General features: G+C 71.2%; 23 protein-coding genes. 10 read left to right on the top strand and 13 right to left on the bottom strand.

Going from position 1 to position 25,826, the window contains the following annotated elements; genetic code table 11:
* Window positions 1–23: 23 nt before the first annotated feature.
* Entirely contained in the window at window positions 24–1,100 is a 1,077-nt protein-coding gene (locus IF54_RS0110015) for an NAD(P)-binding domain-containing protein (protein ID WP_030316702.1), read from the top strand.
* 79 nt (window positions 1,101–1,179) lie between these two features.
* Here the strand turns inward: IF54_RS0110015 and mltG are convergent, their stop codons facing one another.
* Together mltG and IF54_RS0110005 are read right to left on the bottom strand one after the other, a co-directional pair.
* The gene (gene mltG, locus IF54_RS0110010) at window positions 1,180–2,031 is read right to left on the bottom strand and encodes an endolytic transglycosylase MltG (RefSeq protein ID WP_030316701.1); all 852 of its coding nucleotides are present in this window, start codon (window positions 2,029–2,031) and stop codon (window positions 1,180–1,182) included.
* A gap of 43 nt (window positions 2,032–2,074) precedes the next feature.
* The gene (locus IF54_RS0110005) at window positions 2,075–3,886 is read right to left on the bottom strand and encodes an ABC transporter ATP-binding protein (protein WP_030316698.1); all 1,812 of its coding nucleotides are present in this window, start codon (window positions 3,884–3,886) and stop codon (window positions 2,075–2,077) included.
* A 94-nt stretch (window positions 3,887–3,980) separates the two neighbouring features.
* Here IF54_RS0110005 and IF54_RS0110000 point away from each other — a divergent pair, with 94 nt between their 5' ends.
* A complete protein-coding gene (locus IF54_RS0110000) occupies window positions 3,981–4,418 on the top strand; it encodes a MarR family winged helix-turn-helix transcriptional regulator (RefSeq protein ID WP_030316695.1) in 438 nt (145 codons plus the stop codon).
* Window positions 4,419–4,484: 66 nt separating this feature from the next.
* On the opposite strand, the gene IF54_RS0109995 is transcribed toward IF54_RS0110000, so the two are convergent.
* The 3 genes from IF54_RS0109995 to IF54_RS0109985 all read right to left on the bottom strand — a co-directional run bounded on the left by IF54_RS0109995 (window position 4,485) and on the right by IF54_RS0109985 (window position 8,540).
* On the bottom strand, window positions 4,485–5,909 hold the full coding sequence (locus IF54_RS0109995; RefSeq protein WP_051735375.1) for a cation:dicarboxylate symporter family transporter: 1,425 nt from the start codon (window positions 5,907–5,909) through the stop codon (window positions 4,485–4,487).
* Window positions 5,910–6,078: 169 nt separating this feature from the next.
* Window positions 6,079–7,731 carry a peptide-N4-asparagine amidase gene (locus tag IF54_RS0109990; RefSeq protein WP_078851920.1) on the bottom strand — a complete coding sequence of 551 codons (1,653 nt, stop codon included), beginning with the start codon at window positions 7,729–7,731 and terminating at the stop codon, window positions 6,079–6,081.
* A 56-nt stretch (window positions 7,732–7,787) separates the two neighbouring features.
* Window positions 7,788–8,540, bottom strand: a complete 753-nt coding sequence (locus IF54_RS0109985; protein ID WP_030316689.1) for a hypothetical protein — start codon at window positions 8,538–8,540, stop codon at window positions 7,788–7,790.
* A gap of 211 nt (window positions 8,541–8,751) precedes the next feature.
* On the opposite strand from IF54_RS0109985, the gene IF54_RS0109980 reads away from it, so the two are divergent.
* The 4 genes from IF54_RS0109980 (at window position 8,752) to IF54_RS0109965 (ending at window position 13,543) form a co-directional block, all read left to right on the top strand.
* Window positions 8,752–10,608, top strand: a complete 1,857-nt coding sequence (locus tag IF54_RS0109980) for an ABC transporter transmembrane domain-containing protein (protein ID WP_030316687.1) — start codon at window positions 8,752–8,754, stop codon at window positions 10,606–10,608.
* Window positions 10,605–12,386 (top strand): ABC transporter ATP-binding protein, encoded by a 1,782-nt coding sequence (locus IF54_RS0109975; protein ID WP_030316685.1) that lies wholly within the window; start codon window positions 10,605–10,607, stop codon window positions 12,384–12,386. The genes IF54_RS0109980 and IF54_RS0109975 overlap by 4 nt, the downstream gene beginning before the upstream one ends.
* 368 nt (window positions 12,387–12,754) lie before the next feature.
* On the top strand, window positions 12,755–13,225 hold the full coding sequence (locus IF54_RS0109970) for a DUF5709 domain-containing protein (protein WP_030316682.1): 471 nt from the start codon (window positions 12,755–12,757) through the stop codon (window positions 13,223–13,225).
* A 57-nt stretch (window positions 13,226–13,282) separates the two neighbouring features.
* Window positions 13,283–13,543 carry a type B 50S ribosomal protein L31 gene (locus tag IF54_RS0109965; protein WP_030316680.1) on the top strand — a complete coding sequence of 87 codons (261 nt, stop codon included), beginning with the start codon at window positions 13,283–13,285 and terminating at the stop codon, window positions 13,541–13,543.
* A gap of 62 nt (window positions 13,544–13,605) precedes the next feature.
* Here IF54_RS0109965 and IF54_RS0109960 read toward each other — a convergent pair whose 3' ends face one another.
* Complete coding sequence (locus tag IF54_RS0109960; RefSeq protein WP_028809566.1) at window positions 13,606–14,400, bottom strand: metal-dependent hydrolase; 795 nt, start codon at window positions 14,398–14,400, stop codon at window positions 13,606–13,608.
* A gap of 145 nt (window positions 14,401–14,545) precedes the next feature.
* Here IF54_RS0109960 and IF54_RS0109955 point away from each other — a divergent pair, with 145 nt between their 5' ends.
* Window positions 14,546–17,059 carry a DEAD/DEAH box helicase gene (locus tag IF54_RS0109955; protein WP_030316678.1) on the top strand — a complete coding sequence of 838 codons (2,514 nt, stop codon included), beginning with the start codon at window positions 14,546–14,548 and terminating at the stop codon, window positions 17,057–17,059.
* Between the two features lie 73 nt (window positions 17,060–17,132).
* Window positions 17,133–17,999, top strand: coding sequence for an acyl-CoA thioesterase (locus IF54_RS0109950; protein ID WP_030316676.1), 867 nt, complete (start codon window positions 17,133–17,135; stop codon window positions 17,997–17,999).
* Window positions 18,000–18,008: 9 nt separating this feature from the next.
* Here the strand turns inward: IF54_RS0109950 and IF54_RS0109945 are convergent, their stop codons facing one another.
* Both IF54_RS0109945 and IF54_RS0109940 read right to left on the bottom strand, forming a co-directional pair.
* Window positions 18,009–18,896, bottom strand: coding sequence for a DUF6397 family protein (locus IF54_RS0109945; protein WP_030316673.1), 888 nt, complete (start codon window positions 18,894–18,896; stop codon window positions 18,009–18,011).
* 123 nt (window positions 18,897–19,019) lie between these two features.
* Window positions 19,020–19,433 carry a roadblock/LC7 domain-containing protein gene (locus tag IF54_RS0109940; protein ID WP_030316671.1) on the bottom strand — a complete coding sequence of 138 codons (414 nt, stop codon included), beginning with the start codon at window positions 19,431–19,433 and terminating at the stop codon, window positions 19,020–19,022.
* A gap of 93 nt (window positions 19,434–19,526) precedes the next feature.
* Here IF54_RS0109940 and IF54_RS0109935 point away from each other — a divergent pair, with 93 nt between their 5' ends.
* A complete protein-coding gene (locus IF54_RS0109935; RefSeq protein WP_030316670.1) occupies window positions 19,527–19,955 on the top strand; it encodes a PPOX class F420-dependent oxidoreductase in 429 nt (142 codons plus the stop codon).
* 13 nt (window positions 19,956–19,968) lie between these two features.
* Here the strand turns inward: IF54_RS0109935 and IF54_RS0109930 are convergent, their stop codons facing one another.
* The 5 genes from IF54_RS0109930 to IF54_RS0109910 all read right to left on the bottom strand — a co-directional run bounded on the left by IF54_RS0109930 (window position 19,969) and on the right by IF54_RS0109910 (window position 25,058).
* Complete coding sequence (locus IF54_RS0109930; RefSeq protein ID WP_020137221.1) at window positions 19,969–20,574, bottom strand: GTP-binding protein; 606 nt, start codon at window positions 20,572–20,574, stop codon at window positions 19,969–19,971.
* A 129-nt stretch (window positions 20,575–20,703) separates the two neighbouring features.
* Window positions 20,704–21,117 (bottom strand): DUF742 domain-containing protein, encoded by a 414-nt coding sequence (locus tag IF54_RS0109925; protein WP_030316668.1) that lies wholly within the window; start codon window positions 21,115–21,117, stop codon window positions 20,704–20,706.
* A gap of 22 nt (window positions 21,118–21,139) precedes the next feature.
* Entirely contained in the window at window positions 21,140–21,610 is a 471-nt protein-coding gene (locus IF54_RS0109920) for a roadblock/LC7 domain-containing protein (protein WP_020137223.1), read from the bottom strand.
* Window positions 21,607–24,201 (bottom strand): nitrate- and nitrite sensing domain-containing protein, encoded by a 2,595-nt coding sequence (locus IF54_RS0109915; RefSeq protein WP_030316665.1) that lies wholly within the window; start codon window positions 24,199–24,201, stop codon window positions 21,607–21,609. Before IF54_RS0109915 ends, IF54_RS0109920 begins: the two co-directional genes overlap by 4 nt.
* A gap of 83 nt (window positions 24,202–24,284) precedes the next feature.
* Window positions 24,285–25,058 (bottom strand): MHYT domain-containing protein, encoded by a 774-nt coding sequence (locus IF54_RS0109910; RefSeq protein WP_030316663.1) that lies wholly within the window; start codon window positions 25,056–25,058, stop codon window positions 24,285–24,287.
* Between the two features lie 152 nt (window positions 25,059–25,210).
* Here IF54_RS0109910 and IF54_RS0109905 point away from each other — a divergent pair, with 152 nt between their 5' ends.
* Window positions 25,211–25,810: a class I SAM-dependent methyltransferase gene (locus tag IF54_RS0109905; protein ID WP_030316662.1), complete on the top strand. Its 600-nt coding sequence runs from the start codon at window positions 25,211–25,213 to the stop codon at window positions 25,808–25,810.
* The last annotated feature ends 16 nt before the right edge of the window (window positions 25,811–25,826 follow it).

Here is a 25,826-nt window from a genome sequence, read left to right as displayed (position 1 = left end):
ACCCCGCAGCCGTTGGTAGAAGCGTGAACAGTACGCGCGAGGTCGAGGTCGTCGTCATAGGTGCTGGTCAGGCAGGTCTGTCCAGCGCCTATCACCTGCGCCGCACCGGTTTCGAGCCGGAGCGCGACTTCGTGGTCCTGGACCACTCCCCCGCGCCCGGCGGCGCCTGGCAGTTCCGGTGGCCGTCGCTGACGTACGGCAAGGTGCACGGCATGCATGCGCTGCCGGGCATGGAACTCACGGACGCCGATCCGGAGCGGCCGTCGTCGGCGGTGATCGCGGAGTACTTCGCCGCGTACGAGCGCGCCTTCGACCTCCGGGTAAGACGCCCGGTCGACGTCCGTGCCGTGCGCGAGGGCGTCGACGGCAGGCTGCTGGTGGAGACCTCGGACGGCACCTGGTCGACCCGGGCGCTGATCAACGCGACCGGCACCTGGGACCGGCCGTTCTGGCCGCGCTATCCGGGCCAGGAGACCTTCCTCGGACGGCAGTTGCACACCGCGCAGTACCCGGGGCCCGAGGCGTTCGCCGGGTTGCGGGTGGTCGTGGTGGGCGGCGGCGCGTCCGGCACCCAGCACCTGATGGAGCTCGCCCCCTACGCTGCGGCCACCACATGGGTCACCCGGAGCGAGCCGGTGTTCCGTGAGGGCCCCTTCACCGAGGACGTCGGCCGGGAGGCCGTGGCGCTCGTCGAGCAGCGGGTGCGCCAGGGGCTGCCGCCGAAGAGCGTGGTGTCGGTGACCGGGCTGCCGCTCAACGACGCGGTGCGGCAGGCCCTCGCGGACGGCGTCCTGGACCGGCAGCCGATGTTCGAGCGGATCACGCCGGAAGGCGTGGAGTGGAAGGACGGGCGGCGTGTCGACGCCGACGTCATCCTGTGGGCGACCGGTTTCCGGGCCGCCATCGAGCACCTGGCCCCGCTGAAGCTGCGTGAGCCGGGCGGTGGCATCCGGGTCGAGGGCACTCGCGCGGTCGCCGATCCCCGAATCCATCTCGTCGGCTACGGCCCGTCGGCGAGCACCATCGGCGCCAACCGCGCGGGCCGCGCCGCCGTACGGGACATCAAGCGGCTGCTGGCCGAGGAGCCGGTGGCCGCTTGACGCTCCGTGTGACGCCGCGCCGCTTTGGGCTTCGGGTGACGCCGCGTCGCTTTGGGCTCTGTGTGACGCTTCATCACTTTCAGTCCTGCTTGGCCGCGTTCTTCTGGTTCTTGTTGAACTCGGCCACGTTGCGCCGGTGTTCCTCGAAGTTGTCGGTGAAGCGGGTGTCGCCCGGCTTCACCGTCACGAAGTACAGCCAGTTGCCCGCGGCCGGTGCGATCGCGGCACGCATCGCGTCCTCGCCGGGGTTGTCGATCGGAGTGGGCGGCAGGCCCATGCGCTGGTACGAGTTGTACGGGCTGTCGATGCGGGTGTCGGCGCTGGTCGTCCGCAACGTGGAGCGGTTCAGGGCGTAGTTGACGGTGGAGTCCATCTGGAGCGGCATTCCTCGCTCCAGGCGGTTGAAGACGACCCGGGCAACCTTCGCCATGTCCGCCTTGGTCGCCGCCTCGGCCTGGACGATGCTCGCGATGGTGACGGCCTGGTAGACGTTCATGGCGTTGCGCTGGGCACCAGCCGCGATCGGGGCGCCGTTGAACTTCTTGTTGGCGGTGTCGACCATGAACGACAGCAGCGCCTCGGGCGTCGTCTTCCGGCCGTTCCGCTCCAGCGGGTACGTCGCCGGGAAGAGGTAGCCCTCCGGGTTGCCCTCCGCCTCGTTCGGCAGCTTGAGGTGCGCCTTGGCCAGGGACCTCTTGGCGGTCCCCGGCGGCCGGCCGAGGGCCTTGTCGACGGCGTCGTAGACCTGCCCGGCCCGCCAGCCCTCGGGGATGAGGAGGGTGGTGGGCTCCTTGGCGCCCTGGCCGCTGTCGAGCATCAGCAGCGGCACCGCCACGGCGGTGCCGGCCACGACGGCCCCGGTGGCGATGAGGACGAGACGCCCCCGGCGCGTCAGTCGGATCGTGCTCCGTGGCGGAGTGTTCTGGTACATGCGGGCACGGTAACCCGCATATCACCACAAACCCGGCATATTTTCAGCTTGTCGGTTCCAGTTGGGCATCTCGGCGTACGAGCGCCGCGTACCGCCCGTCCTGCCCCAGAAGCTCCTCGTGGGTGCCCCGCTCGGCCACCCGGCCGGAGTCGAGGACCACGATCTGGTCGGCATCGCGGATGGTGGACAGCCGGTGCGCGATGGTCAGCGTGGTGCGGTTGGCCGAGAGCGCGTCGATGGCCTCCTGCACGGCGTGCTCGGTACGCGTGTCCAGGGCGCTGGTCGCCTCGTCCAGGATGAGGACGGGCGGGTCCCGCAGAATGGTCCGCGCGATGGCGAGGCGCTGCTTCTCGCCTCCCGAGAAGCGATGCCCGCGTTCGCCCACGACCGTGTCGTAGCCGTCGGGCAGGGACGCGATGTGGTCGTGGATCTGCGCCGCCCGCGCCGCCTGCTCGATCTCCTCGTCGGTCGCGTCCGGCTTCGCGAAGCGCAGGTTGTCGGCGACCGTGGCATGGAAGAGGTACGTCTCCTGCGAGACGACCCCGATGGCCCGCGCGAGGGTGTCGAAGTCCAGGTCCCGGACGTCGACCCCGTCGAGGGTGACCCGGCCGCCCGTCACGTCGTAGAGCCGCGGGACGAGATAGCCGAGGGTGGACTTGCCGGCGCCGGTCGAGCCGACGAGCGCGAGGCTGCTGCCCGCCGGGACGTCGATGTCGATGCCGGTGAGGACGGGGGCGCGCCCGTTGTCCTCGCCGTCGTACCGGAACTCGACACCCTCCAGCCGGACCTCGCCCTTCACGCGGTCGAGGTGGACCGGGTCCTCCCGCTCGGTGATGTCGATCGGCAGGTCGAGGTACTCGAAGATGCGCTGGAAGAGTGCGAGCGAGGTCTGGATCTGGACGCCGGTCGACAGCAGGCTCACGGCCGGGCGGAACAGACCCTGCTGGAGCGAGACGAAGGCGACGATGGTGCCGATGGAGATGTCCGGGCCGCCGGCCTGGAGGGCGATGCCCGCGGTCCAGTAGATGACGGCGGGCATCGCGGACATGACGATCCCGATCACGGCCATCCGCCAGCGTCCTGCCATGTTCGACCGCACTTCGAGGTCGACGAGGCCCTCGGACTCGTCGGCGAAGGACCGGGTCAGCGAGTCGGAGCGGCCCATGGTGCGGCCGAGCAGGATGCCGCTGACGGAGAGCGACTCGGTGACCGTCGCAGCCATCGCGGCCATCTGCTTCTGGCGCTGGGTGGTGATCTTCTTGCGTTCGTTGCCGACCCGTCGACTGATCCACACGAACACCGGGAGCAGCAGCAGCGAGACGACGGTCAGGCGCCAGTCGAGGGCGATCATCGCGACGATCGTGGCGACGACGCTGGTCAGGTTGGAGACGAGCGAGGTCGCGGTCGAGGTGACGGTGGCCTGCATGCCGCCGATGTCGTTGGCGATGCGGGACTGCACCTCGCCGGTGCGGGTGCGGGTGAAGAAGGCCAGCGACATGCGCTGGAGGCGGCCGTAGACCGCGGTGCGCAGGTCGTGCATGACGCGCTGGCCGACCGTGGTGGAGATCAGGGTCTGGGCGACGCCGAAGACGCCGGTGAGGACCGCGCTAAGGATCATGCCCAGCGCGAGCAGGCTGAGCAGTCCGGTGCGGCCCTGGGGGATCGCCACGTCCAGCGTTTCCTTCAGCAGGAACGGGGTGGCGACGGTGACCAGGGAGGAGGCGCCGACCAGCAGGCCGACGACGGCGAGCCGGGCGCGGTAGGGCTTGAAGAGCCGGAGGATGCGGCGCACCTGCCGGGGCTGGTCGGTCGAGGTGCCGGGCGTGGGGGTCCATTCGATGTGATCGCGGGGCATGGTCTCCTGCGGAAGGTGAGAGGTTCGAGGTCAGCGGAGCCTAGCTCATTGTTACCTATGTTCACAATGAACCAGGTCCTGATATTGTTCCCGCATGACCACGCCAGATTCCGACGGCCTGCTCGCCGAGCAGTTGCTCAGACTGACGCGCCGGGTGTTCCGCATCCAGAAGCGCCACCTGGGACAGCGCGGCCTCGGCGTCACGCCCGCGCAGTCCCGGCTGCTGCGCACGCTCGCGCACTGCGACGCACCGCCACGCATGGCCGACCTCGCCGAGCGGCTGGAGGTGGTCCCGCGGGCCGTGACCAGTCTCGTCGACGCGCTGGAGGACGGCGGCAAGGTGCGCCGGGTGCCGGATCCGACCAACCGCCGGGTGATCCGCATCGAGCTGACCGGGGACGGCGTCAAGACCCTGCGCGAGTTGCACGACGTACGCAGGGCCGCCGCGGAGGAGATCCTCGCCCCGCTGTCGGACGAGCAACGCGCGGCGCTCGGGGGGCTGCTGGACACCCTCGTGGACGGGCAGCACTGAGGAACGAGCGAGGCCACCACTCCCGTCGTACGGAGCGGTGGCCTCGGGGCGTCACGGCCGCGAGCGTCAACTCACCTCGGCGACCGGCTCCTTGACCACCGGTTCCTTGACGACCGGTTCCTTGACGACCGGAGCCGGGGCGGGCTCCCCCTCCGCCTCGGGTGCGACTGCCGGGGCGGGCTCCCCCTCCGCCTCGGGTACGACCTCGCCGCTCAGCACCTTCTTCGCCTTCTCGATGTCCAGGGCGCCCTCCCAGCGGGACACCGCGAAGACCGCGACGCAGTTGCCGAGGAGGTTGGTCACCACGCGCATCGAGTCCATGATGCGGTCGACGCCGAGCAGCAGGGCGACCGCACCGGCGGGGATCGCGCCGAGCGAGGCGGCGGTGGCGGACAGGGCGAGGAACGCCGAGCCGGGGATGCCCGCCATGCCCTTGCTGGTCAGCATCAGCACCGCGACCACGGTGATCTGCTGGCCGAGGCTGAGGTCGACGCCGACGGCCTGGGCGATGAACAGCGTGCCGATGGAGAGGTAGAGCGAGGCGCCGTCGAGGTTGAAGGAGTAGCCGGTTGGCAGCACCAGGCCGACCGCGTCGTCGCGCGCACCGGCCTTGCGCAGCTTCTGCATCACGCGCGGCATGACGGACTCGGTGGACGCGGTGCCGAGCGCGAGCAGCATCTCCTCGCGGATGTAGCGCAGGAACTTCCACAGGCTGAGTCCGGTGAGCGCCTTGAGCGCGACGGCGAGCAGCGCGATGAAGAGCGCGGCGGCCACGTAGCACAGGACGATCAGCTTGGCGTAGGTCTCGATGACACCGAGGCCGTACTGGCCGATCAGGACGGCCATCGCACCGAACACCGCGATCGGCGCGAGGCGCATCACGAAGCCGACGACCGCGAAGATGATCTCCTGGGCCTGCTCGATGGCGGGCAGCACCCGCGGGATCTTGGTGTGCCCGAGGTGGAGCAGGGCGGCGCCCACCAGACAGGCCAGGATGAGCACCTGGAGCAGGGAGTTCTCGGCGAAGGCGCCGATGAAACTGGTGGGCAGCGCGTTGACGATGAACTCGGTCGTCGAGGGCAGGTGGCCGCCGGCCGTCTTGGCGTCCACGGCCGCGGAGTTGAGCGTCGCCGGGTCGACGTGCATCCCCGAGCCGGGCTGGACGACGTTGGCGGCGAGCAGTCCGATGACCAGCGCGAGGGTGCTCGCGACCTCGAACCAGATCAGCGCCTTGAGCCCGATCCGGCCGAAGGCCTTGAGGTCGCCCGCCTTGGCGATGCCGACGACGACCACGCAGAACACGAGCGGCGAGATGATCGTCTTGATGAGCCGGGTGAAGCCGTCGCCGAGCGGCTGGAGGTCCGAGGCGAAGCCGGGCCACAGCTTTCCGACAACGATGCCGAGGACCAGCGCCACGGCGACCTGGACGAAGAGAGAGGTACGCAGTTTGTGTGCGACGCGTCGCGGCAGGGACGGGACGGACGGCGGCACGGGCACTCCTTGGGGGGGACGGGGAGCCACAGAAGCCAGGGGAGACTTCTGCGATACGGAAAGCGGCTTCCGTGACGACTACTCTGGAGGGACCGTTGATCGCCTACGAGACCGCCGTGTTTCCGCCGCGTAAATCACGCGCCCTGTGACGCACCGCACACAACTCGGCTCAGCAGCCGTCGCGTTCTTCAGTCAGCACTCCCTGCACGGTCACGAGTGACCGGTCGCGGCATCCGGCCGAACCCCAGAGCCGGTAGTGCTCGCGCGTCGTGCCGACCCCGTGCCGCTGATCGCGGGGGACGTTGATCGTGTAGGTGGCGTCGCCCGTGTAGGTGTCGTCGAGCCGGGACCACGTCGCGCTGCGGCCGCCTCGGCTCGCCGTGGACTCGGCGCGGTCACCGAGGGTCAGCACGGTCCGGAGGCGGTCACCCGTGCCGACGGTGGTCGTGCCGTCCATCGCGTAGGTCCGGTGGGTGCGGGTGGTGCGGGCCGGGCCACGGCCGTCCACGGTCACCGATTCGTCGTCCGTCCAGGTGGCCTTGAGCGCATCGGGGTTCTCGTCGGCACCCCAGCGATGGGTGGACGTGTTCGCCAGTGAGCGGCGGACGGTGGTCGTCACCCGGCCGTGCGAGGTGTCCACGTACCCGGCGACGGTGAGCCGATGGTCACCCTCGGTGTCCACGCGCTGCTCCGAACCGGGCGTCCAGACGGAGGAGTTGACGAGGTCACCACCGTCGTGCACGGTGAGCCCTCCAGTGACGTGCCTGCTCTTGGCGTCCTGCCAGACGAGGACGTTCACCGGCGCGCTCCACCCGGACTGCCCCGCGGGCACACCGACCACCGAGACCTCCAGGCGATGCGGGCGCCCGTCGTTGAGGATCCCGGCGAACGGGGTCAGGTCGTATTCGATCGGCTTGACGTCGAAGGCGCGCGGGCCCGGAACGACGTACCAGAGAAAGGGGTTGGACCAGCCCCCGGTCCACACGGTCGGGAACGGGGCGGCGATGCCCGCGAGTTGGCCGTCGACCCGGATCTGGACCTCGCGGTAGGGGCCGCCGTCCGCCTGGCAGGAGTACGGCGCGTTCGTCGGCACCGTCAGATACCAGTACTCCTCGCAGCCGCCGCCGGAGCCGGTGGCGTACACCTCGGCGACGATGCGTTCGCTGTTGCGCGGGGTGGTGAGGGTCCCGTCGGCGAGGGTGAGCACACGGCCGGGAGTGCTGCCGGCCGCCGCTGCGCCTGCGTAGAACGTCAGCGTCACCTTCACGTCGATGACGCCGGTATAGGTGTCGTCGACGACGTTCCCGATCAGCATCTCGACGTCCTGGCCGCGGCGGAGTGTGTCGCTGTAGCGCGTGACGTCCTTCTCCACGGACCATTCGATGCCGTCGGGCGAGGGCTGCGGGGTGGACGTGCGGAGCACCTCGACCCCGCCGATGTGCAGATAGCCGAGCCGGTCGAACTGCCGTCCCTTGACGTGGCCTTCGAGACGCAGCACCACCTTGCTCCAGCGGTCGCCGCAGCCCTTGGGCGGGGCGTAGGTGCCGGTGTACGGCGTGAAGTCGCGGAACCGTGCTTCGGCGACGGTGACCCGGCAGGACCTGCCCGGGGGCTTGGCGAGGGGCTGGGCGGCCGTGACGGGGTCGTGCCAGTCGGTGCCGAACTCGGCCGGAACGGGGGTGGGTTGGTCTTCCTGCACTGCCGGCCGGACTGTAGGGGCCTGAGCGAGGCGCGCCGCCGACTGGGCCGGTGCCGCTCCGAGCAGTGTGCCCACCAGGAGGGTCGCCCCTGTAAGCATGGACATGACTATCCGACTCTTCATGGCCGTGTTCTACGGCGAGTCGGGCGTCCCCCGCAATGACGCCTCCCTCAGCCGGCTTACGCCGCCAGGTCCGCCCTGTCCCCCATGACCACCACGGGATGCCGGTCCGGATCGAGCGTGCGCAGCAGATACCGCATCGCCGACCTGGACACGCTGACACAGGCCGACGTACCGCTGCCGTGGTCCATGTGCAGCCAGATGCCACCACCCTTGGCGTAACCCTCGGGCCGCGTCTGGTTGTTGGGCGGGGTGCCCTCGACACGGTTGTAATCGACGGCGATCACGTAGTCGAAGTCGTGCCAGTAGGACCTGGGCCACCAGCGCGGGGCGGCGATCGCGGCGGACCTCGTGTACGGCAGCCGCGCGCCGGGGTCCGGGAGGACGCCGCCGGCGTCACTGAGCGTGAACACCCCGACCGGGCTGCGCCGGTCGCCCTCGTGATGGTCGGTGGTCCAGCCCTTCTTGCCGTTGTGGGCGGGCCAGCCGCGGACACGATCCCAGCCGGAGCCGTGCCTGGCGTACAGCACGACGGTGGCGTCCGCGGAGTTCCTGCCGTCGCCGTAGACCGCGACGACCTGGCGGGAGTTCACGGGGATGCGCTTCTGGAGGCGGTCGCCGACACCGGGGATACGGGTCGGTCGGTCCACGGATGCGTCCCCGGCCTCGGTGCGGGGGACGGGGGTGGCGGACGTGGGGGTGGCGCCGGTCTGTGCCGGGCGGCCCGGACCGCCGCATCCTCCGAGCAGGAGCAACGACGCTGCCACCGCTGTCGTGGTCACCGCGGTCCGTCGTACGCCTCCGTCTCCCATCGGTCCATCGTCGCACCGGAGCCCTGGGGCGGCCGAGCCGGTTGTGCGCGGCGCATGCGTCACGTAGGGCGGACGGGCCGGCTTTCGGTGCGTCGCGGCGGAAAACCGGTTGCCTCCGGACACGCTCTGCCGCGAACCTTTCACGGTTTGCAGCCGCCGTGCGCGGCTCTCCTCCCACCCCCCTGACACGAGCAACCGGGACACACCCCTCATGCAGATCCAAGACCTTCCGTATGCCGATCCGGGAGTGCCCGACGCACGCTCGGGCCCCCGGTTCCTGTGGTGGCTCTTCAGGAACCAGCTGGGCGGTCAGTTCAAGTCGCTGGCCTGGGGATTGCTGCACTTCCTCTCCGTCTCCGCACTGCCCTTCTGCGTCGGCGTGGCCGTTCAGGCCGTGGTCGACCACTCCGGGCGCCGGCTGGCCCTCGCCGGCGGACTGCTGGCGCTGTGCTGCGTCGGCAACGCGGTCGGCGACACCTTCCTGCACCGCACCGCCGTCACCAACTGGATCACGGCCGCCGCGCGCGTCCAGCAGCTGCTGGCCCGAAAGGCCGCGAACCTGGGCTCGGCACTGACCCGGCGGGTCGCGGCCGGCGAGGTCGTGGCCGTCTCCACCGGTGACGTCGAGAAGATCGGCTGGTTCGTGGAGGCCTGGTCCCGGTTCACCGCGGCGGCCGTCACGATCGTCGTGGTCTGCGTCGGGCTGGTCGTCTACCAGCCGGCGCTCGGCGTGGTGGTCGCCGTGGGCCTGCCGGTGCTGGCCCTCTCGGTGCTGCCCCTGCTGCCCCGGGCGACCAGGCGCGCCGACTTCCAGCGCGAGAAGGCGGGCCGCGCCACCGAGCTGGCCTCCGACACCGTCGCCGGGCTGCGCGTACTGCGCGGCATCGGCGGTGAGGAACTCTTCCTCGACCGCTACCGCAGGGCCTCCCAGGAGGTCCGCCACGCGGCCGTGCGCAGTGCCCGCATGTGGTCGCTGATCGCCGCGATCCAGGTCCTGCTGCCGGGTCTGCTGCTGATCGCGGTCGTCTGGTACGGCGTCCACCTGGCCCGCCAGGGCCGGGTGGAGATCGGCGAACTGGTCGCCGTCTACAGCTCGGTGATGATCCTGACCTACCCGCTGCGGCACTTCGAGGAGATCGCCATGGCGTACTCCTTCTCGCGTCCCTCGGCCACCCGGGCCGCCCGGGTGCTGTCGTTGGAACGGGCCACACCGGCCGAGGGGGTGGCGGCTGCGGAGGTCCCGGGAGACATGCCCTCCGGGGACCTGTACGACCCGGCCACCGGTCTGCTCGCCCCTTCCGGACGGCTCACCGCGGTGGTCTGCGGCGACCCGGACGCGGCGGGGCTGCTCGCCGAACGGCTCGGCGGACACCCCTCGGAGGAGGGCATCTCCGTGCTGCTGGGCGGTGTGCCGCTGGACGAGCTGCCGCTCGACTCGGCGCGCACCGCCGTGCTCGTCCAGGACAAGGACCCGGTGCTGCTCTCCGGCAGCCTGCGCGAACTGCTCGACGTGCCCGCCTCGGGTGACGTCGGTGCCGTGGAGGCGCTCGCCGCCGCGCAGTGCGCTGACGTACTGGCCGCCCTGGTCCAGGGATCCCTGGACGCCGAGGACCCGATGGACGCCCGCATCACCGAACGCGGGCGCTCCCTCTCGGGCGGCCAGCGCCAACGGCTCGCCCTGGCCCGGTCGCTGTTCACCGATCCGGAGGTGCTCGTCCTGGACGAACCCACCTCCGCGGTGGACTCGCACACCGAGGCACGGATCGCGGACGGCGTACGGGACCTGCGGAGCGGGCGCACCACGGTGGTGTTCACCTCCTCGCCCCTGCTCCTGGACCGCGCCGACCGCGTGGTGCTCGTCCACGACGGCGAGGTCGCGGCGGTGGGCGTGCACCGCGAGCTGGTGCACACGGAACCGCGGTACCGGGCGGTCGTCACCCGCGAGACGGACGACGAGGCCGCACTGAACGATGTGCGGCACGACATCGATGTACGGCACGAGAAGGACGGCGTACCGCACGAGCAAGACGTGCTGCACGCCCTGGAAGAGATCGAGGAGAGCGCATGATCGGCGTGGCGCCACCAGCGTACGACCCGGCGGCACCGACGACGGCGAACACCCTGCCCGTCGGAGCCCCCGCGACCGTACGCGCCTACGTGGCCGAACTGTTCCGCCGGCACCGCCGCGCCTTCGCACTTCTCGTCGGCGTGAACACGGTCTCGGTGGTGGCCTCCATGGTGGGGCCCTGGCTGCTCGGCGGCCTCGTCGAGCGCGTCTCGGACGGAGCGCGCGAACTCCACCTCGAACTGACCGCGGGGCTGTTCGTCATCGCCCTGGTCGTCCAGGCCGTCTTCGTCCGGCAGGTGCGGCTGCGCGGTTCGATGCTCGGCGAGCAGATGCTGGCCGACCTGCGCGAGGACTTCCTCGTGCGGTCGGTCGGCCTGCCGCCCGGCGTCCTGGAACGGGCCGGGACCGGCGACCTGCTGTCCCGGATCACGACCGACATCGACCGGCTCGGCAACGCCATGCGCGAGGCCGTACCGCAACTGGCGATCGGTGTGGTGTGGGCGGCCCTGCTGCTCGGCGGACTCGTGATCACAGCGCCGCCGCTGGCCGCTGCCGTGCTGCTCGCGCTGCCGCTGCTGATCGCCGGCTGCCGCTGGTACTTCAAGCGGGCACCGTCCGCCTACCGCTCGGAGGCCGCCGGGTACGCCGCCGTGGCCGCCGCGCTCGCGGAGACCGTGGACGCCGGGCGCACAGTCGAGGCGCACCGGCTCGGTGCCCGTCGCATCGAGCTGTCGGAGCGGCGGATCAAGGAGTGGACCGCCTGGGAGCGGTACACGCTGTGGCTGCGGTCGGTGCTCTTCCCGTGCATCAACGTCAGCCACGTGATGATCCTCTCCTCGGTGCTGATGGTCGGCGGGGTGTTCGTCCTCCAGGGCTGGATCGGGGTCGGCCAGCTCACGACCGGTGCGCTGATCGCGCAGATGCTGATCGACCCGGTCGGGCTGATCCTGCGCTGGTACGACGAGCTCCAGGTGGCCCAGGTGTCGCTGGCCCGGCTGGTGGGCGTCCGGGACGTCGAGCCGGCCGGCACGGACGCCGGGCTCGCGCCCAACGGACGGGAGGTGCGTGCGGACCGGGTGCACTTCGGCTACCTGGAGGGCGTGGACGTCCTGCGCAAGGTGTCCCTGGAGGTCGCGCCCGGCACCCGGCTGGCGCTGGTCGGCCCCTCGGGCGCCGGCAAGTCCACCCTGGGCAGGCTGCTGGCCGGCATCTACGCGCCCCGGGACGGCCGGGTCACCCTGGGCGGCGCCGAGCTGTCCGGGATGTCCGCCGAACGGGTCCGTGAGCACGTGGCACTCGTCAACCAGGAGCACCACGTCTTCGTGGGCTCCCTGCGCGACAACCTCCTGCTCGCCCGGACCGACGCCACGGACGCCGAGCTGTGGGCGGCCCTGGGCGCGGTCGACGCGGACGGGTGGGCACGCGCGCTCGACGACGGCCTGGACGCCGAGGTCGGCTCGGGCGGCCTGACCGTCACTCCCGCCCAGGCACAGCAGGTGGCGCTGGCCCGTCTGGTGCTGGCCGACCCGCACACCCTGGTCCTCGACGAGGCGACGTCGCTGCTCGACCCCCGGGCGGCCCGTCACCTGGAACGTTCCCTGGCCCGCGTCCTCGACGGCCGCACGGTCGTCGCGATCGCCCACCGCCTCCACACCGCCCACGACGCGGACGTCATCGCCGTCGTCGAGAACGGCCGCATCAGCGAGCTGGGCAGCCACGAGGAACTGGTCACGGCGAACGGCGCGTACGCGGCGCTGTGGCGGTCCTGGCACGGGTGAGGAGTGGTGTGACGGCCGGGTGACGGACGCGGGGTGGTGGGCGTCGGGTGGTGGCGGTCCGGGGCGAACGGTCCAGGGCCGACCCGCCCCCACGCCCCACCCACGGCCACCTCACCCCACGCCCGGCCGCGCCCTCTCCGACCACCACCCCACCCCACACCCCGGCCCCGCCGACCCCCGCTCCAGCCGGCGCAGCGCCCCTGGCGTTGCGCTGTCCCGAACCGGGGTGGAAGGCTGGACAGCAGCACCGGCTCAGGGAGCGCGTGCGGGCGGCTCGGGCCGCCTGCGGGCGCGGCAAGTGCCCCGGGGGTCCGTGGCCCGCCTGGGCTGCGGAGGATCGGGCCCGTCCCCTTCACCTGGAGGTACCCGTGGACAGCTCCGACGGATGGGGAGACGACGTCTACCAGCCCGACGGCTCCGAGATCCAGGAGGACGCGGGGCTGCTCGACGCGGAGGACACCCTGGAGGACGACGGGGTCGACGACCCCCTCGACCGCGGCTGGTCCCCACCGGACAGACCCTGGGCGGTGGAGCACACCGGCGTGACCGCCGCGGAGCGCCGGCAGGGCGAGACGCTGGACCAACGGCTCGCCGAGGAACTCCCCGACTTCGTGCCGTCCGACGGCGACGGCATCGGTGACGTGGACGGCACCGACGGCGAACTCCTGGACAACGAGGTCGGCGCGATGCGCTCCGGCCGTCTCGTGGCCCCCGACGAAGGGGCTCACGAGGACGAGGAGAGCGCGCTGGTCGCCACGGACGTGGGCATCGACGGCGCCGCGGCGTCCGCCGAGGAGGCGGCGATGCACATCGTGGACGAGGAGACCCTGTCCGGCTGAGGACACGGCTGGGAGCACGGCTGAGAGCAGGACACCCGCAGCGCACGAGGAGCCGCCATGCAGCAGGACAAGCACCCCGACTACCACGAGGTCGTCTTCCGTGACCGCTCCGCCGGTTACGCCTTCCTGACCCGCTCCACCGCGACCAGCGACCGGACCATCGAGTGGGACGACGGCGAGACCTACCCGGTGGTGGACGTGGAGATCTCCTCGGAGAGCCACCCCTTCTACACCGGGAAGGCGCGCACGGTGGACTCCGAAGGACGCGTCGCCGCCTTCGAGCGGCGGTACGGCGGCGGGACCGGCCAGGACGGCTGACCGACCGGCCGCCCCCGGCGCCCCAGGGCCCGGGTGCGTATCAGTCCCCCCGCGCCCCGGCCTCAGATGAAGTTCAGCGCCGCCGCGCAGCCCACTCCCCCGAGCAGCATGAACGCCGGCATCAGCACCTTCAGCTCGACCCAGCTGCCCGCGCGGAACCGCATCACCTTCGGCGGTCCGATCGGGTACCAGCGCTTGCGGCCAACCGGGATCGGCCACAGGATCGGGCAGCCCGACACCGTCAGCGCGTCCCCGATGTCGTGCACGAGCGCACCCAGGATCACCGGCAACCCCAGCCACATGTACTCCTGGCCGGGCTGGGTGAACAGCCAGTCCGAGCCGTTGCCCGGCTTGTCCAGGACACCGGCGATGATCCACGCACTGGTCGCGGCCAGCAGCCACACCAGGACGTCGGCACTGGAGCCCCGGGTGGCCCGCCACAGCAGGCCCTCGATGGCCAGCACCATGTGCACGAAGAGGATCGCGAGGACGGCCCACCGGTCGCCGGTGATCGCCGCCACCGAGCAGCCCACACCGATCAGGACGGCCCACAACCAGGTGTGCGTGAGCGTGCGGTGACCGCCGGAACGACGAGGGTCGCCCTGCTTCCTGGTGGCCTTGTAGACGGCATAGGAGAGCTTGTCGACGATCTCGCACAGGGCCCGTGAGACCGGACCGAAGGCCCGCGAGATCGTGGCCGCCTTGTGGTCGAGGTCGGGAGCGAGCGCGGCGCCCGCGCAGATCAGCGCTCCGGCCAGCAGCACGGGCCACGGCATGGTGTGCCCCGTGGCGGCGGCGGCCGCTCCTACGCCCAGCCAGGCCGCGGCGCCCGACAGTGAGTGTGCTGGTCCCATCATCGGCGTTGCCCGCCCCATTCCTCGTGCGCCACCGTCCAGTTGACCGGCTGCGCTGACGCTCCGTCGGCGACACAGCGTACTGGTCATGATCTTCCTCCCGACAACCGATTCCCCTGTAGGGGAGGAGGCCAGGCAAGATGGGTCCGTGACCCTCATCGATCAGCTGCCGCAGACCGCAGACCCCGACGCCCTCTACGAAGCCTTCGAGTCGTGGGCCGGGGAGCGGGGTCTCACGCTCTACCCCCACCAGGAGGAGGCGCTGATCGAGGTGGTCTCCGGCGCGAACGTGATCGTGTCGACGCCCACCGGCTCCGGCAAGAGCATGATCGCTGCGGGTGCCCACTTCGCCGCCCTGGCCCGCGACGAGGTCACGTTCTACACCGCGCCCATCAAGGCGCTGGTCTCGGAGAAGTTCTTCGAGCTGTGCAAGATGTTCGGCACCGAGAACGTCGGCATGCTGACCGGTGACGCCTCCGTCAACGCCGACGCGCCCGTCATCTGCTGCACCGCCGAGGTCCTCGCGTCGATCGCGCTGCGCGACGGCAAGCAGGCGGACGTCGGCCAGGTTGTCATGGACGAGTTCCACTTCTACGCGGAGGCCGACCGCGGCTGGGCCTGGCAGATCCCGATCCTTGAGCTTCCGCAGGCGCAGTTCATCCTGATGTCGGCCACGCTCGGCGACGTCTCGATGTTCGAGAAGGACCTCACCCGGCGCACCGGTCGGCCGACGTCGGTGGTCCGCTCGGCGACCCGCCCCGTGCCGCTCTCCTACGAGTACAAGCTCACCCCGCTCACCGAGACCCTGACGGAGCTCCTGGAGACCAAGCAGGCGCCGGTCTACATCGTGCACTTCACGCAGGCGCAGGCCGTGGAACGGGCACAGGCGCTGATGAGCATCAACATGTGCTCGCGCGAGGAGAAGGACCAGATCGCCGAGCTGATCGGCAACTTCCGCTTCACCACCAAGTTCGGCCGCAACCTCTCCCGCTACGTCCGCCACGGCATCGGCGTCCACCACGCCGGCATGCTGCCCAAGTACCGGCGGCTGGTGGAGAAGCTCGCGCAGGCCGGTCTGCTGAAGGTCATCTGCGGCACCGACACCCTGGGAGTCGGTGTCAACGTGCCCATCCGCACGGTGCTGTTCACGGCGCTGACCAAGTACGACGGCAGCCGTGTCCGCACCCTGCGCGCCCGTGAGTTCCACCAGATCGCGGGGCGCGCGGGCCGGGCCGGCTTCGACACCGCGGGCTTCGTCGTCGCTCAGGCGCCCGAGCACGTCGTGGAGAACGAGAAGGCTCTCGCCAAGGCCGGTGACGATCCGAAGAAGCGGCGCAAGGTCGTCCGCAAGAAGGCGCCCGAGGGATTCGTCGCCTGGTCGGACAGCACCTTCGAGAAGCTGATCGCCTCCGAGCCGGAGCCGCTGACGTCCCGCTTCCGGGTCACCCACACGATGCTCCTTTCGGTGATCGCCCGCCCGGGCAACGCCTTCGAGGCCATGCGGCACCTCCTGGAGGACAACCACGAGCCGCGCAAGCAGCAGCTGCGGCACATCCGGCGGGCGATCGCCATCTACCGTTCGCTGCTGGACGGCGGCATCGTCGAGAAGCTCGACGAGCCCGACGCCGCCGGCCGGATCGTCCGCCTCACCGTGGACCTCCAGCAGGACTTCGCGCTGAACCAACCGCTGTCCACGTTCGCGCTCGCCGCGTTCGAGCTGCTCGACCCCGAATCGCCGTCCTACGCCCTGGACATGGTGTCGGTCGTGGAGTCCACGCTGGACGACCCCCGGCAGATCCTCGTCGCCCAGCTGAACAAGGCGAAGGGCGAGGCGGTGGCCGCGATGAAGGCGGACGGCGTCGAGTACGAGGAGCGCATGGAGCGCCTCCAGGACGTCAGCTACCCGAAGCCCCTGGAGGAGCTGCTCTTCCACGCGTACAACACGTACCGCAAGAGCCATCCGTGGGTCGGCGACCATCCGCTCTCCCCGAAGTCCGTCATTCGTGACATGTACGAACGGGCCATGTCCTTCACGGAGCTGGTGTCCTTCTACGAGCTGGCCCGCACCGAGGGCATCGTGCTGCGCTACCTCGCCAGCGCGTACAAGGCGCTCGACCACAACATCCCGGACGACCTGAAGTCCGAGGACCTCCAGGACCTGATCGAGTGGCTCGGCGAGACGGTCCGCCAGGTCGACTCCAGCCTCCTGGACGAGTGGGAGCAGCTCGCCAACCCGGAGGTGATGACCGCCGAGGAGGCCCAGGAGCGGGCCGACGAGGTCAAGCCGGTCACCACCAACGCGCGCGCCTTCCGGGTCCTGGTCCGCAACGCCATGTTCCGCCGCGTCGAACTCGCCGCCCTGGACCAGGTCGAGGAACTCGGCGAGATGGACGCCGACGCCGGCTGGGACGCCGACGCGTGGGGCGAGGCGATGGACAAGTACTGGGACGAGTACGACGACCTCGGCACCGGCCCCGACGCGCGTGGTCCGAAGCTGCTGCGGATCGAGGAGGAGCCGGAGAACAGGCTGTGGCGCGTCCGACAGACCTTCGCCGACCCGAACGGCGACCACGACTGGGGCATCAGTGCGGAGGTCGACCTCACCGCCTCCGACGCGGAGGGCCGCGCGGTCGTCCGGGTCACCGACGTCGGCCAGTTGTGAGCCGCATGCCGGCCGTGAGCGCCAGGCCCTTTGTGGGCCCCAGGTCCGTTGTGAGCCAAGGAGAACCCCACCGATGACGAACCCGGCCGAGAGGCTCGTCGACCTGCTCGACCTGGAGCAGATCGAGGTCAACATCTTCCGCGGCCGAAGCCCGCACGAGTCCCTCCAACGGGTCTTCGGCGGCCAGGTCGCGGGCCAGGCGCTGGTGGCCGCCGCCCGCACCACGGAGGGCGACCGCCCCGTGCACTCGCTGCACGCGTACTTCCTGCGTCCGGGCCGGCCCGGCGTGCCGATCGTGTACCAGGTCGAGCGGGTGCGGGACGGGCGGTCGTTCACCACCCGCCGGGTCACCGCGGTGCAGCAGGGTCGCACGATCTTCAATCTCACCGCCTCCTTTCACAAGCCTGAGGAAGGTCCGTTCGAGCACCAGCTGCCGCCCGCGCGCAAGGTTCCTGACCCGGAGTCCCTGCCGCGGGTGGGCGACGAGATCCGGGAGCACCTGGGCGAGCTGCCCGAGCAGTTGGAGCGGATGGCGCGCCGCCAGCCCTTCGACATCCGGTACGTGGACCGGCTGCGCTGGAGCGCCGAGGAGGTCAAGGACGCCGAGCCGCGCAGTGCGGTGTGGATGCGCGCGGTCGGGCCGCTGGGCGACGACCCGGTCGTGCACACCTGCGCGCTGACCTACGCGAGCGACATGACCCTGCTGGACGCGGTCCGCCTGCCGGTCCAACCCCTCTGGGGCCCGCGGACCTTCGACATCGCGTCGCTGGACCACGCCATGTGGTTCCACCGGCCCTTCCGCGCGGACGAGTGGTTCCTGTACGACCAGGAGTCGCCGATCGCGACGGGCGGACGCGGGTTGGCCCGCGGCCGGATCTACGACCTGGAGGGACGGCTGCTGGTGTCCGTCGTCCAGGAAGGGCTGTTCCGGGCGTTGTAGGCGGTGCGTTCAGGCGCTTCTGCGCCGGAGCCAGCCCAGCAGGCCGCCGCGGGACGGTTCCTGCGGCGCCGACGGCTCCGCAGGTGGCGGCGCGGCGGGTGTCCGCCGGGCCGCGGGGCGTGGTGCGGGCCGGAAGCGTCGGGCGTCGTCCAGGACGTGGACCAGCTCGCTCCTCAGCCATTCGATCTCCGCCGGGTCGTCCGCGGTCATGATCTTCTCGACGAGGTGTGCGGCAGGTGAGCCCAGCGCCCCGTGGGCGGGCGGTCCGGGCCGGAAACGGCCCAGGTGGGAGCGGTCGTAGGGGTCCGGGACGAGCTCCGCGATCCGGGCGGGGTCGAGGAAGGCGGCGAGGACTCCGGCGCTCTCCCAGGGGTCTTCGGCGAGGCGCAGAAGGAATCCCCGGTGGCGTCCGCGCCAGTTGCGGGCGCGCAGGTCGACGCCCTCGTCCAGCATGTCGCGCAGACCTTCGGGCATGCGTCGCCCGGTCAGCAGCGGCTTGTTCTCCTCGACCGCCGTGAACTCCTCGAGTTCCGTGGCCAGATACAGCCACACGACGGTCCGGTACCTGTTGAGATAAAAGCGCACCGGCGAGATCAGGCCGAGGCGGGCCAGGCGGGTGAACCTGCCGACGGGGATGTCCATGACCTCCGCGCCCTCGGCGGTGCCCACGAGCCGTACCCGCTCACGCAGTGCGTCCGGGAAGCCGTCCGTCGCCCGCAGCCGGTCGATCTCCGCAGGAGTCACGCGGCGGCCCCCGCCTCCTTCGTCGGGCACCGTCCGGATCAGACCGAGGTGGACGGCGAGGTCGAACTCGCTGCGCTTGAGGCTCAGTTCGCGGGCCGCGCGGCTGGGTGTGCAGGAGTGGCGCTGGAGTTGGGTGATCGTGCTGCTCGACATGATCGCTCCCCCGTGGAGTCGTCGCTCACGCTGTGTGCGTTCGCCGTGTGACACACCGTAGCCGGTGGGGCGAGACGCGTGGCGAGCCTGTGGATAACTCCATGGGGGCGAAGAACTAGCAGGTCAGAGGTCTGTCGGCGAGCTCCGCTCAGGCCGGCGGGCGTCCACGTCGAGATGCTCGCCGACCCGGTTGACGAGCAGTGTCATCTCGTAGGCGATCTGGCCGATGTCGGCGTCCGAACCGCTGAGCACGCACAGACAGCTACCGGTGCCGGCCGCGGTGACGAACAGCACGGCATCGTCGAACTCGATCATCGTCTGCCGTACCTGACCCGCGCCGAAATGCCGGCCCGAGCCCTTGGCGAGGCTGTGCAGTCCGGACGAGACGGCGGCGAGATGCTCCGCGTCCTCGCGGCGCAGTCCCGTGCTCGCGCCCGTCACCAGTCCGTCGTTGGACAGCACCAGCGCGTGCCGGACGTGGTCGACGCGCTCGGTCAGATCGTCCAGCAGCCAGCCGAGGCCCTGCTTCTCCGGCATGTGTCCCGTCTCCCCGTGTGACGTCTCCTCCAGCCCGGAGGATCTCCCGCAAGCCTTCCCCACGACCGTCAACGGGGCAAGGAGAATGGGGACATGGCACAGAAGATGACCGATGAGGAATGGCGGGAGTTCGTCTCGTACGGCACCCGTACCGGCAAGTTGTCCACCGTCCGGGCCGACGGGAGCCCGCATGTGGCGCCGATCTGGTTCGTGCTCGACGGTGACGATCTGGTGTTCAACACCGGGAAGGCCACCGTCAAGGGGCGCAATCTGGCGCGGGACGGGCGTGTCGCCCTGTGCGTGGACGACGACCGGCCGCCCTTCGACTATGTGGTGGTGCAGGGCCGGGCCCGGCTGTCGGAGGAACTCGACGAGGTCCGGCACTGGGCCGGCCGGATCGGCGCGCGGTACATGGGCGAGGAGCGGGCCGAGGAGTTCGCGACCCGCAACGGCGTTCCGGGCGAACTCCTCGTCCGCGTGAAGATCGACAAGGTGCTGGCGGAGAAGCGCGTCGCCGACTGACGGGTCCGCCCGGTCAGCCCACCGAGTCGAGCAGCCGGGCGGTGTGCATGCGCCCGGCGTACTCGACCAGGCGGATGAGCACCTCCTTCCCCGAGTCACGGTCCCGCGCGTCGCAGAGCACCACGGGAGTGCCCTGGTCGAGGTCGAGCGCGCGGGACACGTCGTGGGCGCCGTAGCTCCGGGCGCCCGCGAAGCAGTTGACGGCCACCACGAACGGGATGTGCCGGTGCTCGAAGTAGTCCACGGCCGGGAAGCAGTCCTCCAGGCGCCGGGTGTCGGCGAGGACGACGGCGCCCAGGGCTCCTTGGGACAACTCGTCCCAGAGGAACCAGAAGCGGTCCTGGCCGGGGGTGCCGAAGAGGTAGAGGGACAGGCCGGAGCGGATGGTGATGCGGCCGAAGTCCATGGCGACGGTCGTGGTGACCTTCTGGTCCACGCCGTCGGTGTCGTCCACCAGCTGGCCGGCCTCGCTGAGCAGTTCCTCGGTGCGCAGCGGCCTGATCTCGCTGACCGCGCCCACCAGGGTGGTCTTGCCCACGCCGAAACCGCCGGCGACCAGTATCTTCAACGCGAGGGCGGTCGGCTCGCCGTCCTGGGCGTCGGAGTTCTCGGAGACCATCGATCACTTCTCTCGGGAGGGCCGGCAACGGGCGGCGACGTCGGCGCGGGGTCGCGAAATCAGCATCATGACAACTAAGGCTCATCTTCGGGTGGTTCGACCGCTTTTTGCCCGGTTCTGAACGTTCATCTACAGCGCCCGAAGCCCTTCGATCACCTCGCGCAGAATCCGTTCGTCAGGAAGCTGCGCGGGCGGTACCGGTCGGCTGACGGTGACACAGCCGAGCTCCAGGAGGTCCCCCAGGAGCACCCTGACCACGCCGACGGGCAGGTCGGCGCCCGCGCCGAGCTCCGCCACCGACTGCGTCTCGATGCGGCACAGGTCGAGCAGGGCCCGGTGTTCGGGCCCGAGCGCGCTGTCCTCGCCCGGGCCGGGTGCGCCCGCGTCCAGGGTGACGAGGGCGATCAGGTCGAAACGCACCCCGCTGGGGCCGGGTTTGGTGCGTCCGCCCGTCATCGCGTAGGGGCGGACGAGAGGCCCGGCCTCGCCGTCGTACCACTGGCTTCCCTGGTCGTGCGGGACGCCCGTCATGTCCTCGGTCATGCCTGCCGACCGCCCTTCGCTCTCATCCGGCGGGCGGCCGCGCGCCCACGCGCGGCGCCGTGTAGAGGTGCTCACCGACGCGTTTGACCAGCCGTGCCATCTCGTAGGCGACCAGGCCGATGTCCGCGGTCACCGCGGTGAGGACGGCGAGGCAGGAGCCGTCTCCCGCGGCGGCCACGAACAGGAAGCCGTCGTCCATCTCGACCATGGTCTGGCGCACTCCCCCGGCCCCGAAGTGGCGGCCGGCGCCCTTCGCGAGGCTGTGGAAGCCGGAGGAGACGGCCGCGAGGTGTTCCGCGTCCTCGCGGCGCAGGTCCGTGGAGGACCCCACGGCAAGGCCGTCGTTGGACAGCACCACGGCGTGCCGTACCTCGCTCACCCGCAGCACCAGGTCGTCCAGCAGCCAGTCCAGTTCGCCGGACCTCCCCCACTCCCGGTTCCGCTCGCGCGGGGGGACCCCCATGTCGGCCCTCATGTTCGGGTCCTGGATCATCCTCGGTCTCCTTCGCTGCTGTCTCTGCCCGCTGGGGAATCTGGGGTGGCGCCGCGCCCGGGCTGCCTGCCGCCCCCGCGCACCCAGCCGTCCCGGTACGCGGCCATCCGATCCCGTACGACCTCGGGTGAACGGCCCTCGTCGTCCCGGCGGCCGGTCGCCGGAGCCGGTTCCTGCGAGCGCTGCTCGCGCAGTTGGGGGGCGAGGCTCGCCTGGCGGACCCGGCGGGGCAGGTCGTCGGACTCCTCCGGCTCCTCGGACGGTCGGTGCAGGCGCAAGGCGGTCACTCCGGCAGGCGGGGTGTCGGGCGATCCCCGGTCGGGCGATCCCCGGTCGGGCGATCCCCGGTCGGCCGTTCCCCGGTCGACCGCGACCGCGCGGGGGGCCACCAGGGCGGGCCGCTCGGCGGTGGCAGGGACGGACTCCTGGTCCCGCTCGGCGGGCACGCGTGCGTACTCGCGGTGCGTGAGCCGTTCCCGGTCGACGGCTCCGGCGGCCCTGGTGGCCTCGGCGCCTTCGGCGGGTGAACGTTCCGCCGCCTTGCTGTACAGCAGAGCCGTCGGCAGCAGGACTACCGCGGTCGTACCGCCGTAGGGCGAGGTGCGAAGGTGCACCTTGATGCCGTGGCGGGCCGCGAGCCTGCTGACCACGAACAGGCCCAGCCGGTCGCTGTCGAACAGGTCGAGCGCCTCCGACTGTTCGATCCGGCGGTTGGCCTCGGCAAGGGTCTCCTTGCCCATGCCGAGGCCGCGGTCCTCGACCTCGACGGCGTAGCCGTTGCCGACGGGTTCGCCGGTGACGCGCACCCGCGTGTGGGGCGGTGAGAACTGGGCGGCGTTCTCGATGACCTCGGCCAGCAGGTGGGTGAGGTCGGCGACGGCGGCGCCGACGACGGACGCGTCGGGCAGCTGACGCACCTCCACGCGCGCGTAGTCCTCCACCTCGGACACGGCCGCGCGCACCACGTTGGTCAGCGACACCGGCATGCGCCAGGCGCGGCCGGGTGCGGCGCCGGAGAGGATGATCAGGCTCTCCGCGTGGCGGCGCATGCGGGTGGTGAGGTGGTCGAGCCGGAAGAGGTCGCTCAGTTCGTTGGGGTCGTCGGAGCGGCGTTCCATGCTGTCGAGCAGGCTCAGCTGGCGGTGGACGAGGATCTGGCTGCGGCGGGCGAGGTTGACGAAGACGCCGGAGATGCCGCTGGCGAGTTCGGCGCGCTCCACCGCGGCCCGCAGGGCGGCGCGGTGCACGGTGGCGAGTGCCTCGGCGACCTGGCCGGTCTCGTCGTCGGCGGGCGGCCCGGGCGGGGCTTCCGACCGGACGTCGATCTCGTCGCCGGCCCGCAGCCTGTCCATGGCGTCCGGGAGTTTCCGGCGGGCGATCTCCAGGGCGCTGTTGCGCAGGCTCACGAGTTCGACGACGAGGCCGCGCCCGATGCGTACGGAGATGACCAGGGAGGCGGCGACGGCGACGAGCCCGAGAAGGACCGCTGCGCCCGCGGGGGTGAGCAGGCCCCGGGTGAACGGGTCGGCGCGGTGGGCGACCCCGCTCCCGGCGGTCTGCTGGACGGCCCGCATGCCGCTCTGCACACGCGCGTGGGCCGCCTGCCAGGTGGTCTCCGGCGTCGACTCCACGGCACGCGCGCCGGGAGCTGCGGCGAGTGTCCGGTCCTCCGCCGCGGTCACAGTGGCGAAGGCCCTGCTGTCTGCGACCTTCCGCCAGGCCTCGCGGTCGGAGCCGCGCAGGTCGGCCACGGCGCTGTCGGTGAAGGCCCGCCGGGTGTCGACCGCCCCGGTGAACAGCCGCAGCCGCTCGCCGGCGAGGACGCCCGACAGGCGGGCGCTGGCCAGCACGGCGTCCTCCTGGGCCAGTGACTCGCCCGCGCGGGAGAACTCGAGCAGTACGCGCGCGTCGGAGCCGAGCTGGGCGTCCTGGATGCCGGTGAGGGCACCGCCCACCGCGAAGGCACCGGTGATGGTTTTGGTGTAGCGGCCGTACGTCTCGTCCCATCCGGCGCTGCGGTCCAGCACGGCGGCGCGCAGGGGCCGCAGGTGCTCGACGGCTGTCACGAAGGCTTCGAGACGCTGGGCGACACCGGTGGGCAGTTCCTCGCCGTCGGCGACGGTGTTGTGGTCGCCGAGCCGCAGCCGGGCCACGGCCTGGTCGGTGCGTGCGGCGAGTTTGCGGAGGTCGTCGCTCTGCGCCGCGGACGGGTCGGTGGCGTAGCGGACCGCGGCGGACCGCTCCGCCTGGAGCGCGGTGACGGCGTCGGCGACGGGTGACCGTACGGAGTCGTCCACCCGCTGCAACTGCCGCAGCCGGGCGACGTCCTGGGCGGTGCTGACGGTCGCGTACGCCCACAGGGCGAGCAGCGAGACCACGGGCACCATCAGCAGGCAGACGATCTTGGCGCGGACGGTGCGCGGGCGTATCCGCCAGTGTCCCGGGCGAGCGGGTATGTCCTCCGGTACCGGGCCCGCCGTGTCGTCGGGCACTTCGTCGGCCGGCGGGCCGGCGTGGGCGCGGCGGCCGCGCGCGGGTGTCTGGGGCGGCGGCTCGGCGCCGGCTGTGAGGGTCCTACGCGGTGTACGCATGGCCTCCTCGCTCGGGAGTGATTAGGGGCGTCTCGTCGGGGCCGTCCGGGGCTCGGATCCGCCGCCTGGAGGGGACGCCGCGGCTATGAGGGGACGGTCTCGGCCGCGCGCTGGGCCGAGGCGGTGGCCTCGCGCTCTCCTGTCGTGGGCGACAGCGCGACGAAGGCCGAGGTCAGGAAGAGGTAGGAGCCGAGGCCGACGGCGAGCGGGAAGATGAACTGCATCGCCGTGGCGCCGGGCAGGACGGCCCCGGAGGGCGCGACCCGCACGCTCACCGCGAACATCCCGGTGTAGTGCATGCTGCTCACCGCGGCCCCCATGATGAGCGAGGCGATGGTGACGGCGACGGGTGACTTGATGTTGAGTGCCGCCCAGAGAGCTGCCGTCGCCGCGACGACGGCGATCAGGACCGAGAGGCCGACGAGCGCCGGGTCGTAGTCGATGTGACCGTGCAGTCGGACGGCCGCCATGCCCAGGTAGTGCATGCTCGCCACGCCCAGCCCGGTGGTGAGTCCGCCGAGGAAGAGCGCGCGGATCCGGTCACGGCCGTAGCCGACCGCGAAGACGCCCGCGGAGACGACGACCATGGCGACCAGGAGGCTCGCGATGGTCAGGGGCACGTCGTAGCGGATGTCCGTGCCGCTCACGCTGAAGCCGAGCATGGCCACGAAGTGCATGGTCCAGATGCCGGTCCCGATGGCCGAGGCTGCGGTGATGAGCCAGTTGCGGCGCGAACGGCCGGTCGCTCCGAGTGCGCGGACGGTGCAGCGCAGGCCGAGGGCGGCTCCGATGCACGCCATGACGTACGAGAGTGTGGGCGTCAGCCAGCCCAGGGCTGCGTGGTCCAGGTGTCCCATGGCCAAGGGACGCTAGTGGGGTCAGGGGCGCACAAAGAGGGCGCATTTCGAAAGGTGTTGCAATATGACGCAGACAGGCATCGGAACGATCGCGTAAGGCTCGAACGTGTGCGCCGGGGATTCATCCGTGTCAGTGAGGGATCATGCGGACCATGAGCGACGACCACACACATGTTCAGGAGTTCTTCTCGGCCCGGGCAGCCGACTGGGACCGCAGGTTTCCGGACGACGGTCCCGCCTACGCCGCCGCGGTCGCCGAACTCGGCCTGCGGGAGGGCGCCCGCGTACTCGACGCGGGCTGCGGCACCGGACGGGCCCTGACGCCCCTGCGTGCGGCCGTGGGGCCCACCGGAGTGGTCGTGGGAGCCGATCTGACCCCGGCCATGCTGGAGGCGGCCGTGGGGGCGGGCAGGGACCGGGACGGGCGGCTGCTGCTCGCCGATGTGACCGCGCTGCCGCTGCGCTCGGGGTCGCTCGACGCCGTGTTCGGCGCGGGCCTGATCTCGCACCTGCCCGAACCGGCCGAGAATCTGCGCGAGTTGGCCCGAGTCGTGCGGCCCGGTGGCGTCCTGGCCCTGTTCCACCCGATCGGCAGAGCGGCGCTGGCCGCACGGCAGGGCCGGCAGATCACCCGCGAGGACCTTCGCGCGGAGGCCAACCTCCGTCCACTGCTGGCCGGTTCGGGATGGCACATGACGTCGTACACCGACGAGGCTGCCCGATTTCTGGCATTGGCTGTGCGTGAGGACTGACGGGGCGCACCCCGGC

This window comes from Streptomyces sp. NRRL B-3229, from assembly GCF_000719505.1.
In the GTDB taxonomy this organism is placed as follows: Bacteria; Actinomycetota; Actinomycetes; order Streptomycetales; family Streptomycetaceae; genus Streptomyces; species Streptomyces griseorubiginosus.
The sequence above is the reverse complement of the archived record's forward strand: the minus strand, read 5'-3'. Positions and strand labels throughout refer to the sequence as shown.